Source organism: Pseudomonas sp. FEN (assembly GCF_904067045.1).
In the GTDB taxonomy this organism is placed as follows: domain Bacteria; phylum Pseudomonadota; class Gammaproteobacteria; order Pseudomonadales; family Pseudomonadaceae; genus Aquipseudomonas.
Genome location: NZ_CAJFDC010000013.1, coordinates 26,564 through 44,132 on the forward strand (window position 1 = coordinate 26,564; position 17,569 = coordinate 44,132).

A 17,569-nucleotide genomic window follows, 5' to 3' on the forward strand; every position below is an offset into this window, starting at 1 on the left:
TCGGCATTGGCGAGGTTTCGTGCGGCCCTGATTTCACGCCAACGCATTTTCAAAGGACGAAAGCATGCTCGCGCCGACCCAACAACCTCGCTTCACCCTGACACTCGAAGACTTCGAAGCGCCACTGCAGGTGGCCGCCTTCACCGGCCACGAAGCCCTCAACCAGCCCTTCAGTTTCGATCTGGAATTGGTCGGCGATCACGACCTCGACCTGCAAGACCTGCTGCACAAACAGGCTTTTCTCCGGCTCTGCACCTCGGGCGCGGGTATCCACGGGCAGCTCTATCGTGTCGCCCAGGGTCCGCGCGGCAGGCGCCTGACACATTATCGGGTAGGCCTGCGCCCACGCCTTGCCGACCTCGAACACCGCATCAACCAGCGCATCTTCCAGCACCTCAGTACTCCGCAAATCATCGCGCGGGTGCTGCATGACCACGCCCTGTTCAGCAATCACTACCGTTTCCACCTCAGTGGCCATTACCCGGCGCGGGAATATTGCGTGCAGTACCGGGAATCCGACCTGCAGTTCATCCAGCGTTTGTGCGAAGAGGAAGGCCTGCATTTCCACTTCCAACATGACCCCGACGGTCACACCCTGGTGTTCGGCGACGACCAGACGGTTTTCCCCGGGCAACCACCCCGGCGTTATCGAAAAGACACCGGCCTGGCCGCCACCAGTGCGGCAATCAAGCGCTTCAGCGTGCGTCTGGAAACCCGCGGCACCGGCGTGGCTCGGCGGGATTACGATTTCGAAAACCCCACCCGCCCCCAGGAGCAGGTCAGCCGGAGCGAACAGCAGCCAGACCTTGAGGACTATGCCTTCCCTGCGCTCGGCATCGACCCGCAGCACCGGAAACAACAGACGCACCGCGCCCTCGAACGACATCGCGGCACCTTCCGCCAAGCCCTGGGCCAAAGCGATATCCTGGCCCTGTCGAGCGGCCACCTGCTGACGCTCACCGAGCATCCGCACACAGCCTGGAATGCCCTCTGGCTACTGACCGAGGTCAACCACGAAGGCCGACAACCGCAAGTCCTCGAAGAACTCGCCGCCACCGCCAGTACCGCGGAAGATTTCCGGCAAGGCTATCGAAACAGCTTCCGCGCCCGGCCCGGCGACACGCCGTTTCGCCCCGCGCCGAGCCACCCGAAACCGCGCATCGAAGGCAGCCAGACCGCCGTGGTCAGCGGCCCCGCGGGCGAGGAAATCCATTGCGATGCCCATGGCCGGGTCAAAGTGCGATTCCACTGGGATCGAGCAGCGACTCACGACGACGCCAGCAGCGGCTGGTTGAGGGTCGCCTCGACCTGGGCCGGGAATGGCCACGCTGCCGTAAGCATCCCCCGCGTCGGCACGGAAGTGCTGGTGAGCTTTCTCGAAGGCGACCCGGACCAGCCGCTGATTACCGGTTGTCTGCACCACGCAGTCAATCGGCCGCCCTACGAGCTGCCCGCCCACAAGACCCGCAGTGTTTTCAAAAGCCGCAGCTCGCCCGGTGGTGGCGGCTTCAACGAGTTGCGCATCGAGGACCGCAAGGGCCAGGAGCAGATCTACCTGCACGCCCAGCGTGACTGGCAACAGGTGGTCGAGCACGACCAAGTCATCCAGGTCGGTCACGAGCGTCACGACGCGGTGAGCGCCAACAGCTATCGCGAATTCAAGGCCGACGAGCATCGCACCACCCGGGCCGACCGCAAGACCGACATACGCGCCAACGATCACCTGAACATCGGCCAGAGCCGGCATGTACGGCTCGGCAACCGCTATCTGCTCCAGGCCGATGAGGAAATCCACCTCAAAAGCGGCGCCCGGATGGTGATCGACGCCGGCAGCGAACTGACCTTCAAGGTCGCTGGCAGCTTTATCAGAATCGATGGCGGCGGCATCACCCTGAGCCCGGAGCCGGATACTGACGCCAAGGTCGAGCCGGGGGTCGGCAGCCGGGTCGCCGCCCTGCTGCCCGGTCTGTTCCAGGCCATTGACCGCCCTCTCCCCAGGGCGCCGTTGTCCATGGCGCAACTGACCACGCTGCTGCGTGGCGCGGCCTTCTGCGAAGAGTGCGAACAGTGCAAGGCAGGTGTCTGTGAGCGCTGAAGCCTTGCCCCCCGAATGCTGGCTGGCCCAGGCCCCGCTGGCGCCGCATGAACGCCTCTACCTGATACTCAGCGACGCCAGCGCAGCCAGACCGCTGTCCGCCTTGCGCAGGATCGGCCACCCGCTGGCGCCCCTGCCGGCCTGGAGAGAAACACCTTACGCCGATTGGTTCGAGGTGATGCCCCATGTCGTCGAACTCACGGCGCGGAGCCCGTTTCTGTCCTGGATCGCCGAGACCGAATGCCGGGACTGGGGCTGGCTGGCGGTGTCGTCAAACACCCCGGAACAACTCGTGGCGCACCTGCGCGGACTGACCCAGGTGAAGCTGCCCACGGGCAAGCCGGTGTTCTTTCGTTGCTGGGACGGCCGCCAATGGTTGCCGACCCTCGACTTTCTCGGCACCGAGGCCGGCGAGCTGCTGCCGGGCGTGAGTCGTTATCTCATCAACGGCCAGGCACGGACCCTTGCTCAACCGGTCAAGCGCGAAGCCAGGACCTATCCCTGGTGGGAAGTTCCGTCGGCGCTGCTGGAACACCTGTCCGTGGCCTGCCCGCAAACGCTGATCGAGAACAGCCTGCAGTGGCTGAACGAAGACCACCCGGCGCTGTATGACGCCCTGCCCGTCCCCCACCTGCGGCACAAGATCGCCCGCTTCCTCGAACGCGCGGCGCCCGGCCCAGCCCGCCAGGATGCCCTGCTCGTCTATCTCCGTGGGGAACTGGCGGTCGCGGCGCCGTTTGCCAGGGAGGCGAACCGATGAAGCGCATCGACTACATCGAAGCACAACTCGACGACTTCAAGGACAGCCTGAACCTCTATCGCGAGCAGACCCGCAGTTGGTACGCCCAAGCGCTGGATCAGCTCAGCCATGCCGCGGACCTGCCGTCATTGCTGGGGATGGACCGGGTCATCCGGTTCGGCGACGACCGCAAGGCCGTCGACTCGCAGGACCGTGACTTCCTGTCCAACGTGGCGCAGTGCCCCGCCAACGGCGTGCTGGCCATCGAGAGCCGGTTCGAGTCGGTCCATGAGATTCCATTGGGCGACCTGCTGGTCGACGTCATCCCCGTCGCTGGCGGTCCAGCAACCCCGATCCTGCTCGACGCCCAGGGCAAGGGCCGTTTCCAGGGCCAGCCAGGCCAGTTCTATCGTGTGCGGGTACAGGGCGGCGTAACGCCCGAGCAGGTCGACGCGCTGTTCGCCGCCTACGCGGAGCTGACCCGGGACCTGGAAGCCTGGTTGCGCCACGAGTGGAACGGCTTCAAGCCGCACTGGTCGGCACAGACCGCCTCGACAGCGCTACTGGCCGTCGGCGAGGGCCTGGCCAGCGGCAGTTGGGAAGCGATCAAGGGGGTCTGGGAAGGCATCGAGCTGTTACTCGACATCCTCAAGGATCCCCTGGCCTATGTCGACCGGCTGGGCAACGGCGCCCAGGAACTGGCCGACCTCGCGCGCCGGGCCCCGGCCGTGATGGAAAAGGCCATGTTGCTGGCCAGCGACGAAGCCGCGCTCTTTCTGCTGTTGCGTAGCGCCGCCCTCTGGTTGGCGGCGCTGCCACCGAGCCAGCTTGCTGGGGACACCGCGCATGTCGTGGCGGGCACCCTGGTTTCCGTGCTGCTCGACCTGCTGCTGGGGTTGGTGCTTAGCGTCGCGGCGGCGGGAGCCGGTGTCGCCTATCTGGCCCTGCGTCTGAAGAAGTACGGCAGCCAGATGGTGGAAGCCGGCACCCGCTTTATCCAGGGCCTGTTCAGCCTGCTCGACGGTTTCATGGGTTATGTCGGTCGCTACAAGGCCGTCGCGGCCCGGGGTGTGGCGGGCGCGCAGAAACAGGGTGTCCTGCAAATGCGTTGGGACGGGCGCAAGAACGCCACCCTGCGGCAGACCGAGCACCGCGACGACGTACCCCGGCAAGCCGCCAATCCCAACGGCCAGAGCGCCGAACGCACGGACCAGACCCAGACCCAGGGTTGCCCGGTGTCGATGGTCACCGGCGAAGAGCTGCTGACCCTGGTCGATGGAGAACTGGACGGCCCGCTGCCGTTCGCCTGGAGCCGACTGTATCGCACCAGCGCCGTGGAAGTCCGCCAAGGCCTCGGTCCCGGCTGGAGTCATGCGCTGGCCCACAGCCTGAGGTTCGAGGGTGACGAGGTCATCTGGACCGACCAGGAAAACCGCGCCATCCACTTTCCTCGCCCCAGTACCCAGCGGCCGGTCATCCACAACAGCCTGAGCGAAGCGGCGATCTACCTGGGCGATAGGCCCGACGAACTGATCCTGACCCAGGCGGGTGACACGCCCTGGTTCTATCACTTCAGGTACGACCGCCACGGTGCCCGGCTGTTGTCCCTGAGTGACCGCCATGGCAATCGGCTGAGCATCAGCCATGACCTCGAGGGCCGGATCCAGCGCCTGGACAACGGCCTCGGGCGTGCCCTGCTGTTGCGCTACGAGCGTGCCCGCATCGTCGCGGTCGAGTACCAGCAGGAACAGGCCGCCACTCACCTCGTCGATCGCTGGCGGACCTTGCGCACGCTGGTGCGCTATCGCTACGACGACCGGGGCCGCCTGATCGAAGCCGCCAACGCCGTCGACGAGTGCGAGCGCTATGCCTATGACGAACACCACGTCATTCGTGAACGCCACTTGGCCGGCGGTGCCGCGTTCTATTGGGAATGGCAAGGCGTGGGCAAGCAGGTCCGCTGCGTACGCCACTGGGCCAGCTTTGCGCAGATGGACAGCCGCTACACCTGGGGCGATGACGGCAGCGTCAGCGCGCACCACATCGACGGCAGCGAAGAAGTCTTTGTCCACGATGAACGGGCGCGCCTGATCCGCAAGGTCGATGCCGATGGTGCCGAGCAACACAAGAGCTATGACACCCAGGGCCGCCTGATTGCCGAAAAGGACGCCCTGGGTGCCATCACCGAGTATCGCTACAACGAAGCCGGCCGGCTGCTGGCGATTGTTCCGCCCGAAGACGAACCGACCTTCTACGAGTATCACAACGGCCATCTGTGCAGCGTGCAACGTGGCCGGGCACGCTGGAAATATGCGCGCAACTCCCAGGGCGATGTCACCCGCACGACCGACCCCGCGGGCCAGCTCACCGAGTATGAATACGACCGCCGGGGCTTGCTGAACGAGATCCGTCACCCGGATGGCAGCCGGCACGACTTCACCTGGGACCGACTCGGCCATCTGTTGGAAGAACGCCTGCCCGATGGCAGCCGGCTGAGATATGGCTACGACGAACAAGGCCGACAAACCAGCCGCCAGGCGGCGGATGGCGCCATCACCCGCTACACACGGGACGCCATCGGCCGCCTGACCCAGGTTGAAATGCCTGGCGGGGCCAAACGTCGCTTCAGCTACAACGCCTACGACAAGATCACCGCCGAAACCGACGAACTGGGACGGGTAACCCGCTATGAATACGCGGACAACCTGCATCAGGTCAGTCGTCGCCTCAACCCTGACGGCAGCCAGCTGCGCTATCGCTATGAGAATGCCCGGCGGTTGCTCAGCGAAATCGAGAACGAGCGTGGCGAGCACTACCGCCTTGATTACTACCCCAATGGCCTGATCCGCGAAGAAACCGACTTCGACGGGCGGCGCACGGCCTACGCCTATGACCTCAACGGTCAGTTGCTGGAGAAAAAGGAGTTCGGCGACGACGGCAGTGAGCTTGTCACCGCCTACCAGCGCGACAGTGTCGGACGCCTGCGGCTCAAGCGCCTCGCCGATGGCCAGCAGATCCACTATCACTATGACGAACTCGGCCGCCTGACCAGCGTCGACGACGGACACTGGCCGCTGACCTACGGCTATGACCACCAGGATCGCCTCATCAGCGAACACCAGGGCTGGGCCACCCAGCGCTATCGCTACGATAGCGTGGGGCAACTGATTCACTGCCGCTTGCCGGACGGCAACCTGATCGACTATCGCTACCTGCCGGGCGGTCGATTGATCGGCGTCGATGTCAATGGCCGGCACCTGACCCGGCACCGCTTCGAGGCCGGACGCGAGCGCCTGCGCCAACAGGGTCAACTGCTCAGCCACTACCATTACGATGAACAGGGCCGGCTGCTCAAGCACAGTCTCAGCCAGGACAATAGCGGGCATTACCAGCGTTTCTACGCCTATGAAGCCAACGGCAACCTGGCGAGCATCGACGACAGCCGCCACGGCCTGCGTCGCTACCAGTACGACCCACTGGATCGACTGAGCGAAGTCCGCGGCGATCCTTGCGAGCGTTTCGCTCACGACCCTGCTGGCAACCTCCTGGGCGACAGCCCGCGCATGGCGCGCACCCAGGGCAATCGCCTGCTGTTGCGCGGCCACAGCGATTTCGACTACGACGCCTTCGGCAACCTGATCCGCGAGCGCAACGGGAGCGAACCACAGCTCGTCACCGAGTACCGCTATGACTGCCAGCACCGGCTGATCGGTGTCAGCCTGCCGGATGGCGGCACGCTCAGCTACCGTTACGACGCTTTTGGCCGGCGGATTGCCAAGACCCGCGCGGGCCGGACCACCGAATACCTCTGGCAGGGCGACCGGCTGATTGCCGAAAGCAGCCCGGTGCATTACCGCAGCTACCTGTACGAACCGGACAGCTTCCGGCCCCTGGCCTTGCTCAATGGCGAGGGACCGGAGCAGGTCGAGGCATTCCATTACCAGCTCGACCACCTGGGCACACCGCAGGAACTGACGGACGAAGCCGGCAATATCCGCTGGGCGGCGCGTTACTACGCCTATGGCCGGATAGCCCACCTCGACCGCGCGGATATCGACAACCCGCTGCGTTTCCAGGGCCAGTATTTCGATACAGAAACCGGCTTACACTACAACCGGCATCGCTACTACAATCCCGAAACCGGCCGCTACCTCACCCCCGACCCGATCAAACTGGCGGGCGGGCTGAACAGCTACCAGTACGTGCCCAACCCTACGGGGTGGGTGGATCCGTTGGGGTTGGTTTGCGTTAAAGGTGAGTGCCCGGGTGGTAAGAAAACCGCGACACCTCCCGACAAACGCAATACCTCTGACGACATAACACCCCATCCGCCACGCCCATATTATGAGCAGGCACGTAACGATGCTCTGACATGGTTAGATGAAAGGGGATTTAAGGCGGAAAAGCCTACTCTCGGGAAATTCGGCGACCGTATTGGAGTGCCGACTGGAATGCAAACACATAATGAAAAAACAGGGTTTCGCGTTGAATACGATGAGCGAAGTGGCGCACACATAAACGTTTGGCATCGCAAGGAAAAAGGCCCTCACTACCTGTTCGAGGCCTCCGAAGCCACAGTAAGAAAAATAACCAGGAGTTTTAAAAAACAATGAACTACTACGACGAAGAATTTATCACGTGGTTGGATAGAGAAAAAATCACATACAAAATAATAAACCCAAAAGAACATGACGAACTCATATTCTCAATAAAGAGAAATTTTCCATTTTCGGGTTCTAAAATCGAATGGTCAAAAATCGAAAACCCATTAAATTTCAACGAAAAAAACAAAGACAATGCTTTTTCAAAAATAGCACAAAAATCAATTGAATCGGCGAGAGAAATTATATTCATAGGAGACTCGCTCACTCACTTCGGATATAAAATAAAAAATACCGACATATCATTAGCACTCGCAGAAATTTTCGAAATACCTCAGCACAGCTATATATTCCCGCAAGACCTAAGCTGGATAGCTTGCTTTTCCATGGAGGGAGACATTAATATTGGCGAATCACCATCCAACACGGACAAAAAACCATAACTACAGAAAGCCTTTAAACGATCCGAGTTCAACTTATTACTAATCCCTGAAGGACCTTCAGTAAAAATCCAACTCCCTTTCAGCTCTAATTAACAAAGTTTTTATGAAGGGAATATACCCCCATAAAACAAATGACAAATCGAACAATTGCTGGCGAATCGCTGAGTCAAGGACGCAGGATTTCGCCGTCCACCGCATCGCCGATTTTCAGGAAATGTCCGCCGGCGACGTGATGCAAGGTACGCAGTTCATCGTGCCCCTCAAAATGCCAGCGCCCCTCGCTGAACACCCGCGAATCGGCCTGGGCTGAAATAACTTCGGCCAAAAACAGGTCGTACTGTTCATGATTATGCGGCTCCGGCAGCAAGCGACACTCCAGCCAGGCGACGCAGCCCTCCAGCAGCGGTGCCTCGATCTTCTCACCCTGGAAGGTTTCCAGGCCGTAGGCATCGAACTTGTCTCGACCATGACTCTGGACCAGCGCCAGACCGGAAGTAGTACCGACGGTTTGCACGACATCGGCCTGCGCCACGCAAGGCACGTTGAGCACGAAGGTACCCGAGGCCTCCAGCAGACGCCGTGTCCAGGTGGACTTGTCGATCACCACCGCGACCTTCGGCGGATCGAAATCCAACGGCATGGCCCAGGCCGCCGCCATGATATTGCGCTGGCCGTCATGGGCGGCGCTGACCAGTACCGTGGGACCGTGATTGAGCAGGCGATAGGCTTTGGACAACGGCACGGCGAGACGGTGATCGGCGGACATAAACGATGTTTCCTGACAAAGGCATAGGGGCAACATCCTAGGTGAGCCCGCAAGGGAAACACAGCCCCTCCGCGGCCAAAGAAACAGCATCGTCGGCTTCAAAATTTGTGCCTGGGTAATTCAACCGCAAGAGTCGGAGTGTTTCCCCCGGCGGCCTTTCTAGACTGGAAGCCCGAATACGCCTCAAGGCAGTCTCATGCGCGACCGAATACACTCACTGGATTGGCCGGCGATCCGCCGCGACCTGGATCAGCAAGGCAATGCCTTGTTGCCTCACCTGCTCACCCCTGAAGAATGCCTGGAACTGACCGCCCTGTACCCACGCAAGGAACCGTTCCGCGCCCGGGTCATCATGGCCCGCCATGGTTTCGGCCAAGGCGAATACCAATACTTCGCCTACCCGCTGCCAACGCTGCTCCAGCAGCTTCGCACCGAGCTCTATCCGCCCCTGGCAGCGATTGCCAATGACTGGAACGAGTGCCTGCAAATCGCCGGTTCCTTCCCCGCGACACACCAGGCCCTGCTCCAGCGCTGCCATGACGCCGGCCAGCAACGCCCCACGCCATTGCTGTTGCAGTACACAGCCGGCGACTACAACTGCCTGCATCAGGACCTGTACGGCGAACAGGTGTTCCCGCTGCAAGTCGCCATTCTGCTGTCGCGCCCGGGAGAGGACTTCAGCGGCGGCGAGTTCGTCCTTACCGAACAACGACCGCGCATGCAGAGCCGTCCCCAGGTGGTTCCGCTGAAACAGGGCGACGCGGTGATCCTTGCCGTATCCCAACGTCCGGCGCACGGCTCGCGCGGGTTCTATCGCGTGAACATGCGCCACGGCGTCAGCCGGGTGAATGCGGGACAGCGCCATACCTTGGGCATCATCTTCCATGACGCCAGCTGACATCCCGCTCACAAACAGTAGAATTCAACCGCAAGACTCGGAGTTTTCCCGTCTCGCCGCCCCGATACGCTGAGCGAGAACTGAATCTTCCGACAGGAGAACAGCATGAAAACCTCGACCCAGGCAAACCCGGTGGAAAGCGATCCACGCTGGCAAGCGGTACTGGCGCGTGACACCAGCGCCGATGGGCAATTCGTCTACGGTGTCAGGACCACGGGCGTGTATTGCCGCCCCAGCAGCGGCGCGCGGCGCCCCCGGCCGGAAAATGTCGAGTTCTTCGACAGCCCCGAGCAGGCCGAAGCCGCCGGCTACCGGCCAAGCCGGCACGTGGCAGCCGACCAGAGCGCCATCAATGAGCAACACGTGGCCCTGGTGACCCGGGCCTGCCAGCTCATTGAAACGTCGGACAGCTTGCCCTCGCTCAATCCCCTGGCCGAACAGCTGGGCTTGAGCCCCTTTCACTTCCATCGGGTGTTCAAGGCACTCACCGGCCTTACTCCCAAGGCCTACGCCACGGCCCACCGCGCCGGTAAACTGCGGGCGCAACTGGCACGGGGCGGCTCGGTCACCGAGGCGTTGTACGAGGCCGGCTTCAATGCCAGCAGCCGCTTCTACGAATCATCCGATGCCGTGCTGGGCATGAAACCCAGCGACTATCGTGCCGGGGGCACCAACAGCGATATTCACTTTGCCATCGGCCAGTGCTCGTTGGGCGCGATTCTGGTGGCACAGAGTGATCGGGGGGTCTGCGCAATCCTGCTCGGTGACGACCCGGAGGCGCTGGTCAAGGATCTGCAGGACAAGTTCCCACAGGCCCATTTCATTGGCGGCGACTCAGCCTTCGAGCAACTGATCGCCAAGGTGGTGGGCTTTATCGAAGCGCCCGCCATTGGCCTGGATCTGCCACTGGACCTGCGCGGCACGGCCTTCCAGGAACGGGTCTGGCAGGCACTGCGCAACATTCCGCCGGGCAGCACGGCGAGCTATGCCGAGATTGCGCAAATGATCGGCGCGCCGAAATCCTTCCGCGCCGTGGCCCAGGCCTGTGGCGCCAACAGCCTGGCCGTGGCGATTCCCTGCCATCGGGTAGTGCGCAGCGATGGCAACCTCTCAGGCTATCGCTGGGGCGTCGAGCGCAAGCGACAGTTGCTGGATCGGGAAGCGCAATAGACCAGCCGGTTATCCTGCCGGCGGTACAGACGCCACCTCCCGCGCCAACAGCCACTCGCGCGTGTCACTGAGTAGCTGATCGGCCAACTGCGGGTCATCGCAAACTCGCGCCAACACCAGGGCGCCGACCATCGCGGCCCAGCTGCCGGTGGCGGCGCGGCGCTTTTCCTCGGCCGTGGCAGCGGGCATGTCCTGGCTCAATCGCTCGATCTGCAGTCGAATGCTCGTGGTCATCCGCGCCCGCGCCTCGGGGGCCTGGCGGCTGGTTTCCGAGGCCAGCCCGGCCATCGGACAGCCACCGGCACAGTCCGCCAGGTGCGCGGCACTCAGATACTGCGTGACATAACCCGCCAAGTCGTCCCCCAGCGGCGCTGACGTCGAAAACACGTGGGCCAGGGACTGGGCCACCAGATCGTCCTTCGAGGCGAAATAGCCGTAGAAACCGCCATGGGTCAACCCAGCGGCCTTCATCACCTCCGACACGGTGACCGCCTCATAGCCCTTGGCCCGAAACAGTCGACCGGCGGCTTCGAGGATATTGCGCCGGTTCTCCGCTACCTGCTCGCGACTGACCTTCATTCAAAACCTCCGCTAATAGGCTTGACAGTATACATGACAGCCATCATATTTTATAAACATGACAGTCGTCATGAATAAATCAACCTGCCGAGGATTACCGTCATGACAACCAAATCCGCCGTTCTGATCACTGGCGCTTCCAGCGGTATCGGTGCCATTTACGCCGACCGTTTTGCCAAGCGCGGTCACGATCTGGTGCTGGTGGCTCGGGATAAGACCCGCATGGACACGCTGGCTGAACGGCTGCGCCGGGAAACCGGGGTTTCGGTGGATGTGGTCCAGGCCGACCTGACCGATGCTGGCGACCTGGCACGTATCGAGTCACGGGTTCGCGACGATGCGAGCATCGGTATTCTGGTCAATAACGCCGGGATGAGCGGAGTCGGGACTTTCCTGGAACAGACGCCCGATCAGGTCAGCCAGGTCATCAACCTCAACATCACCGCGCTGGCCCGCCTGACCAGTGCCATTACCCCACGCCTGATCCAGGCCGGCGGCGGCTCGATCATCAATGTCGCGTCGGTGGTGGGCCTGGCGCCGGAAATCCAGATGACGGTCTATGGGGCGACCAAGGCCTTCGTACTGTTTCTCAGCCAGGGCCTGAATATCGAACTTGGTGCCAAGGGTTTGTATGTGCAGGCAGTCTTGCCATCCGCCACCCGCACCGAGATCTGGGAGCGTTCGGGCAAGCGGGTCGAGGACCTGCCGGCGGTCATGGAGGTCGAGGACCTGGTGGACGCCGCGCTGGTGGGTTTCGATCGTCGTGAAACCGTGACCATTCCACCGCTGCCCGACGAGGGCCAGTGGCAGGCGCTGGAAGCCGCGCGCCTGGCGATGCTGCCGAACTATATGCAGGTCCTGCCGGCGGCGCGTTATCGCAACGCAGTCTGAAGCCAGAGCCAGGAGCCTGGGCTTACCAGCGAAGAGTCCTTCAAGCTCGCCAAAAGCTTCGTCGGAACGTCGCCCGGACCAAGCCCTGCTCCTGCAGATCGCGATGAGGCCAGCGAGTCTTGCAGCGAACTTGCGGACGTCATCGCCGGCACCGTCAGCGCACGAGTACGCGCTTGAACCCAAGCGTCCATCCCTGTTGCATCCCCGCCGCCGCCAGCAGGATGGCAATCACCCCGACCCACTGCACCAGCACCAACTGATGACCGAAGGCGAACCAGTCGACGAAGATCGCCGCAATCGGGTAGATAAACGACAGCGCTCCGGTCATGGCCGTCGGCAATTTCTGGATGGCGCCGTACAACAGCACATACATCACGCCGGTATGCACCATCCCCAGGGTCAGCAGGCTGCCCCAGGCACTCGGCTGTTGGGGAAACGCCGAGATATGTGCCCAGGGCGCCAACAGCAGCACCCCGGTGCAGACCTGGATCAGGGCAATCAGGTGCGGTGGCGTGCCGGTCAGGCGCTTGATGATCAGCGCGGCGATGGCATACAGCAGCGCCGCCCCCAACGCCAGGCCGACCCCCAGCAGATACTCGCCAGCGCTTTCTCCCGACTGCCCATGGGCACTGACAATCGCCAGCATCCCGACAAAGGCCAGCCCCAGCCAGAACAACTTCCACGCGGTGATTTTCTCGCCGAGAAACAGCGCCGCCAGGCCCACCAACATGAAAGGCTGGACGTTGTAGACCGCCGTGCCGATGGCAATCGAGGCCCGCGAGTAAGAGGCGAACAGCAATACCCAGTTACCGACGATGGCCACGCCGCTGAGCACCGCCAGCAGGAAAGTGGCGCGGGTCAGGAGGCCCGGACGCAGGAAACCCATCACCGCGCAGATCAGCAACAGCGTCAGCGCGCCGAACAGGCAGCGCCAGAACACTACGTCCAGCACCGGCTGGCCGGACACCAGTACAAACCAGCCGATGGTCCCCGAAATCAACATGGCCGCAATCATTTCCAGCGAACCGCGATGCAGTGATGTGTTCATGAATCAATTCCTGTGAGTAGGCCCTTGGCAGATGGCAAAAGTATGCCAAGTCCCCGCCCCATCACTCCAGCACATGAAATAGGCTATAATTTGCTTTTACCTTTCTTATCAAGGTGATTTTCATAATCTACCTAACGAGGCAGCCATGACTGACGAAATCGACCACCTGTTGATCGGCGCCCTGATGAATGACTCGCGGCGTTCGCTCAAGGCTCTGGCGCAGGTCAGCGGCCTCTCCTCGCCCAGCGTCGCGGAGCGTTTGCGCCGGCTGGAAGAGCGTGGCGTGATCAAGGCTTACACCGTCGATGTGGAACCCAAATCCTTCGGCTACCTGTTGCAAGCCATCGTGCGCATTCGCCCCCTGCCCGGCCAGTTGCAGGAAGTAGAGCGCCAGATCCAGGCGATTCCCCAGTTCACCGAGTGCGACAAGGTCACCGGCGACGACTGTTTTATCGCCCGCCTGCATGTGCGCGACATGGAGCAACTCGATACACTGCTGGACCGGCTCAACCACCATGCCGAAACCAACACCGCCATCGTCAAGAAGACGCCGATCAAGCGCCGCTTGCCGCCGATGACGTGAAACCATCCGCTCGGCGCCGCCACGGAAAAGAACACTCAAGTGCCGGAAAACACTCCCCTGTCAGGTCGCCATGCGAGCTTGAACCGGCGACGCCACGGGGTCGACCGGCTATAAGAAATCGCCCACGCGCCGATAGGCTGAAACCTGCAACACACGTGGGGCCCAGTGGCTGGCGAAGACTCGCGGCTGGGTTATCATTCACCCATCACCTTTCATCCACCGGATACCCTCCCCATGCCCACTCTCACCCAAGTCGCCCCCGCCCGGGGCTGGTCACTCTGGTGGAAACCACTGCTGTTTCTCGCGGTGGCCGCCATCGGTCTGTACTACGTCAAATGGTCGCCCTACTACGCCAAGGCCTTCGTCGCCGCCGACAGCCACAGCATCGGCGCCTCGATCATCAACGACAATCCGGCCTCACCGCTCGCCGCCGCGCTGGCCTATGCCCAGGTGTACTTCCTGGCGATCTGGAAAGCCGCGGTGCTGGCGGTGATTCTCGGCTCGCTGCTGCAAGTGCTGATTCCCCGCGACTGGCTGCTGCGCCTGTTCGGACGCGCCGGCTTCGGCTCAACCCTGCGCGGCGGCTTGTTCGCCCTGCCGGGCATGATGTGCTCGTGCTGCGCGGCACCGGTGGCGGCCGGGATGCGCCGACAGAATGTCTCGGTGGGCGCGGCGCTGGCGTTCTGGATCGCCAACCCGGTGCTCAACCCGGCGACCCTGGTGTTCATGGGCTTCGTCCTGGGCTGGGGCTTCACCGCGATCCGTCTGGTGGCGGGCCTGGTGTTGGTACTGGGGGTTTCGCTGGTCGCACAACGGGTCTCCCGCCCGGAAACCTTGCCGGAAGCGGCCGTGGAAGCCGTGGCCGATGCCAGCAACCCGGACCAGCGCAGCTTCATGGCGCGCTGGGGCAAGACCCTCTGGCAACTGTTCTGGACCACTATCCCGATCTACATCCTCGCGGTGCTGGTGCTGGGCGCGGCGCGGGTCTGGCTGTTTCCCCACATTGACGGGGCCATGGGCAACAGCCTGCTGTGGCTGGTGCCACTGGCGATTATCGGCACCTTGTTCGTGATTCCGACGGCGGCCGAGATTCCCATCGTACAGACCATGATGACCCTGGGCCTGGGCACCGCGCCGGCGGTGGCGCTGCTGATGACCCTGCCGAGCGTCAGCCTGCCGTCGCTGTTGATGCTGCGCAAGGAATTCGACGCCAAGGTACTGGTGACCGTGGCCGTGCTGACGATGTTGGTGGGTGTGGTCAGCGGCCTGGTGGCCATGCTGGTCCTGTGAACGCGGCCCTGTAGGAGCCAGCTTGCTGGCGATGAACGTCGGCACACCTCGATCACGCTGATACCCCGCGTTATCGTTGACGACCATCGCCAGCAAGCTGGCTCCTACAGACTCCGTGCTTCCAGGCATTCGCGGGCGTGCCATGGAACAGGCGTTCAGCCGCGCTGCCGGCGGCTCTTGAGATACTCCAGCACCGCCGCCCGCTCCCCGGCAAACTCGATCCGCTCACCTTTGCTTTCACGCTGGAAGGCATACATCGGGTCGTAATATTCGCTCAGCAAGCCTTCAATCCAGCCTCGGTGCAGATCCACCGCGCCACTGCGCTCCTGCACCTCCAGCGCCTCCCGCATCAGGGCCGTCATCCGCTGGTGCCGCTCGCCGCCCAGGCGCTTGTGAATGTTGTCCAGGCTACCCAGCAGGCGCTCGGCAAACAGCTGGAAACCCTGTTCGGCATGCACGGCGACGAACTCCGCGCAGAGTTCGATCACATAGTCGCGCAAGATCCGCTCGACCCGACTCTCCAGGCTGTCCTCGAGCCAGACCACGGGAAACCGCTGCATCCCCTGGTACAGCGCCAACGGCAAGGCGCAACGCCCGACCATGCGGCTCTCATCTTCCAACACGAAGGACTCGAAGCCCCGCGCCTGTTTCTTCAACAGGTCCACGGCCAGGCGGTTTTCAAAGTCGATATTCGATGGCTGGCCGGTGGCGCGCTTGCCGAAGCTGGAACCGCGATGGTTGGCGTGCCCTTCCAGGTCCAGGCTGTTTTCCAGTTGGATGATCACATCGGTCTTGCCGGTGCCGGTCATGCCCCCCAGCAGCACGAAATCCGCCTGCACCACGGCCTGTTCGACGGTCTGCAGCAGAAAGCCGCGCATCGCCTTGTAGCCACCCCCGACCCGCGGGTAGTCGATCCCGGCTTCGTCCTTGAGCCACTGCTGGACGATCTGCGAGCGCAACCCGCCCCGAAAGCAATACAGCACGCCGTCGGGATGGGCGCGGGTGAAATCGGCCCAGGCCTGGAGCCGGGCCGCCTTGACCTCGCCACAGACCAACTGGTGCCCAAGGACAATAGCGGCCTGCTGACCGTGCTGTTTGTAGCAAGTACCCACCCGTTGCCGTTCGAGGTCGGTCATCAGCGGCAGGTTGATCACCCCGGGAAATGAACCCTTGTCGAACTCGACGGGCGCCCGGGTATCCATCATCGGTGTGTCATTGAGAAACAGACTGCGGTAGTCGGTGATATCAAAGGACATCAATACACCTCTACCGCGTGGCTCTGTCGTTCCACCAGTTGGCCGATGGGCTCAAGCTTCAGACCCAGTTCGGCGGCCACGGCAAGGAACTCGGCCTGGCCTTCGGCGGTGACTGCCACCAGCAGTCCGCCACTGGTCTGCGGGTCGCACAGTACGCGCTTGTGCAGCTCGCGCAAGGGGCCAACCTTGCTGGCGTAACTGTCGTAATTGCGCAGGGTGCCGCCGGGCACACAGCCCTGGTCCAGGTAATACTCGACCGTCGGCAGGCGCGGCACCTGCTCATAGACGATACGCGCGGTCAGGCCACTGCCATCGGCCATCTCCACCAGGTGGCCAAGCAGGCCGAAACCGGTGACATCGGTCATCGCGGTGACACCCGCCAGCTTGCCGAAGCGGCTACCGGGCTTGTTCAGGGTACACATCCAATCCCGGGCCACGCCGACGTCTTCGCTGCGTAACTTGCCTTTCTTTTCCGCGGTGGTCAGTACGCCGATACCCAGGGGTTTGGTCAGGTACAGCGTGCAGCCGGCGGTCGCGGTGTCGTTGCGCTTCATATGGCGCTTTTCCACCAGGCCGGTCACCGCCAGGCCGAAAATCGGCTCGGGCGCGTCAATGGAGTGGCCACCGGCCAACGGGATACCCGCCTCATCGCATACCGCGCGACCGCCGCGAATCACTTCCCGGGCGATTTCCGGGGCCAGCAGGTTCACCGGCCAGCCGAGAATCGCGATAGCCATCAGCGGGTCGCCCCCCATCGCGTAGATGTCACTGATGGCGTTGGTCGCGGCAATCCGGCCGAAGTCGAAGGGATCGTCGACGATCGGCATGAAAAAGTCGGTGGTGGAAACCACACCGCGCTCCGCATCGATGGCATACACCGCGGCATCGTCACGCGAGGCATTGCCAACCCAGAGTTTCGGGTCGAGATTCTGCGCGCCACTGCCGGCCAGGATCACTTCCAGCACCTGTGGCGAAATCTTGCAGCCGCAGCCGGCGCCGTGGCTGTACTGGGTCAGACGAATCGGTCCGCTCATTGGTAAACCTCAGTCCGTTCAAATTCTTCCGAGTTTAACAGACCCACCGACGCGGAGCCCGGATCAGAATGGCTCGTGGATCGACGCACACCGGCAACCGGGACACTGGCTGAACATGCAGGCTTTGCACAATCGTCCACGCGCGCGACGCCGAAACGCGGCTACGCTGGGTCTTG

Annotated in this window: 14 protein-coding genes; 9 read left to right on the forward strand and 5 right to left on the reverse strand. The window is 62.6% G+C overall.

The genetic code is table 11. The features are described 5' to 3' along the window. Positions 1-64: 64 nt before the first annotated feature. From tssI to PFEN_RS14525, 4 genes are read left to right on the forward strand one after another with little or no spacing between them, the layout of a single operon-like run. On the forward strand, positions 65-2,095 hold the full coding sequence (gene tssI / locus PFEN_RS14510) for a type VI secretion system tip protein TssI/VgrG (protein WP_191487517.1): 2,031 nt from the start codon (positions 65-67) through the stop codon (positions 2,093-2,095). Beyond that, positions 2,085-2,855 carry a DUF4123 domain-containing protein gene (locus PFEN_RS14515; RefSeq protein ID WP_191487518.1) on the forward strand — a complete coding sequence of 257 codons (771 nt, stop codon included), beginning with the start codon at positions 2,085-2,087 and terminating at the stop codon, positions 2,853-2,855. Before tssI ends, PFEN_RS14515 begins: the two co-directional genes overlap by 11 nt. Beyond that, positions 2,852-7,447 carry an RHS repeat-associated core domain-containing protein gene (locus tag PFEN_RS14520; RefSeq protein WP_191487519.1) on the forward strand — a complete coding sequence of 1,532 codons (4,596 nt, stop codon included), beginning with the start codon at positions 2,852-2,854 and terminating at the stop codon, positions 7,445-7,447. Before PFEN_RS14515 ends, PFEN_RS14520 begins: the two co-directional genes overlap by 4 nt. Further along, positions 7,444-7,878 (forward strand): hypothetical protein, encoded by a 435-nt coding sequence (locus tag PFEN_RS14525; protein ID WP_191487520.1) that lies wholly within the window; start codon positions 7,444-7,446, stop codon positions 7,876-7,878. Before PFEN_RS14520 ends, PFEN_RS14525 begins: the two co-directional genes overlap by 4 nt. Before the next feature lie 166 nt (positions 7,879-8,044). Here the strand turns inward: PFEN_RS14525 and PFEN_RS14530 are convergent, their stop codons facing one another. After that, entirely contained in the window at positions 8,045-8,644 is a 600-nt protein-coding gene (locus PFEN_RS14530) for a flavin reductase family protein (RefSeq protein WP_191487521.1), read from the reverse strand. A 196-nt stretch (positions 8,645-8,840) separates the two neighbouring features. On the opposite strand from PFEN_RS14530, the gene PFEN_RS14535 reads away from it, so the two are divergent. Continuing rightward, the gene (locus PFEN_RS14535; RefSeq protein WP_191487522.1) at positions 8,841-9,542 is read left to right on the forward strand and encodes a 2OG-Fe(II) oxygenase; all 702 of its coding nucleotides are present in this window, start codon (positions 8,841-8,843) and stop codon (positions 9,540-9,542) included. A 105-nt stretch (positions 9,543-9,647) separates the two neighbouring features. Next, positions 9,648-10,712, forward strand: a complete 1,065-nt coding sequence (gene ada, locus PFEN_RS14540; RefSeq protein ID WP_191487523.1) for a bifunctional DNA-binding transcriptional regulator/O6-methylguanine-DNA methyltransferase Ada — start codon at positions 9,648-9,650, stop codon at positions 10,710-10,712. A gap of 9 nt (positions 10,713-10,721) precedes the next feature. Here the strand turns inward: ada and PFEN_RS14545 are convergent, their stop codons facing one another. Beyond that, positions 10,722-11,291, reverse strand: coding sequence for a TetR/AcrR family transcriptional regulator (locus tag PFEN_RS14545; protein WP_191487524.1), 570 nt, complete (start codon positions 11,289-11,291; stop codon positions 10,722-10,724). Positions 11,292-11,393: 102 nt separating this feature from the next. On the opposite strand from PFEN_RS14545, the gene PFEN_RS14550 reads away from it, so the two are divergent. Next, a complete protein-coding gene (locus PFEN_RS14550) occupies positions 11,394-12,182 on the forward strand; it encodes an SDR family NAD(P)-dependent oxidoreductase (protein ID WP_191487525.1) in 789 nt (262 codons plus the stop codon). Between the two features lie 154 nt (positions 12,183-12,336). On the opposite strand, the gene PFEN_RS14555 is transcribed toward PFEN_RS14550, so the two are convergent. Beyond that, positions 12,337-13,230, reverse strand: coding sequence for a DMT family transporter (locus PFEN_RS14555; protein ID WP_191487526.1), 894 nt, complete (start codon positions 13,228-13,230; stop codon positions 12,337-12,339). A gap of 145 nt (positions 13,231-13,375) precedes the next feature. On the opposite strand from PFEN_RS14555, the gene PFEN_RS14560 reads away from it, so the two are divergent. Further along, positions 13,376-13,813: an Lrp/AsnC family transcriptional regulator gene (locus tag PFEN_RS14560; RefSeq protein ID WP_191487527.1), complete on the forward strand. Its 438-nt coding sequence runs from the start codon at positions 13,376-13,378 to the stop codon at positions 13,811-13,813. A 234-nt stretch (positions 13,814-14,047) separates the two neighbouring features. After that, a complete protein-coding gene (locus PFEN_RS14565; protein WP_191487528.1) occupies positions 14,048-15,103 on the forward strand; it encodes a permease in 1,056 nt (351 codons plus the stop codon). Between the two features lie 155 nt (positions 15,104-15,258). On the opposite strand, the gene mnmH is transcribed toward PFEN_RS14565, so the two are convergent. Together mnmH and selD are read right to left on the reverse strand one after the other, a co-directional pair. Beyond that, positions 15,259-16,359 (reverse strand): tRNA 2-selenouridine(34) synthase MnmH, encoded by a 1,101-nt coding sequence (mnmH, locus tag PFEN_RS14570; RefSeq protein WP_191487529.1) that lies wholly within the window; start codon positions 16,357-16,359, stop codon positions 15,259-15,261. Continuing rightward, complete coding sequence (selD, locus tag PFEN_RS14575; protein WP_191487530.1) at positions 16,359-17,393, reverse strand: selenide, water dikinase SelD; 1,035 nt, start codon at positions 17,391-17,393, stop codon at positions 16,359-16,361. Before selD ends, mnmH begins: the two co-directional genes overlap by 1 nt. Between the last annotated feature and the right edge of the window lie 176 nt (positions 17,394-17,569).